This is a genomic window from Stenotrophomonas sp. GbtcB23 (genome assembly GCF_019091045.1).
Classification (GTDB): Bacteria; Pseudomonadota; Gammaproteobacteria; order Xanthomonadales; family Xanthomonadaceae; genus Stenotrophomonas; species Stenotrophomonas rhizophila_A.
The window spans coordinates 1-256 of sequence record NZ_JAGXKC010000490.1 but is presented as its reverse complement, the minus strand read 5'-3'; the positions used below and the strand labels follow the sequence as shown (position 1 = coordinate 256).

Below are 256 nucleotides of genomic sequence, written 5' to 3'. Positions count from 1 at the left end.
CGGCGCCACCCCGCAGGTGATCGCCGACACCGTGGCATCGCCGCTGGAGCAGGCGGTCAACGGCGTGGAAGGCATGATGTACATGCAGTCCCAGATGTCCACGGACGGGCGGATGGTGCTGACCATCTCGTTCGAGCAGCACATCGACCCCGACGTCGCGCAGATCCAGGTGCAGAACCGCGACTCACGCGCGCTGCCCCGGTTGCCGCCCGAGGTCCAGCGCAACGGCGTGGTCACCGACAAGACCGCGCCCGAT

1 protein-coding gene is annotated in these 256 nt (G+C 68.4%); it reads left to right on the top strand.

Translation table 11 applies throughout. From position 1 onward, the window contains the following. A partial coding sequence (locus tag KVS69_RS19870; protein ID WP_217539895.1) for an efflux RND transporter permease subunit occupies positions 1 to 256 on the top strand: 256 nt, incomplete at both ends.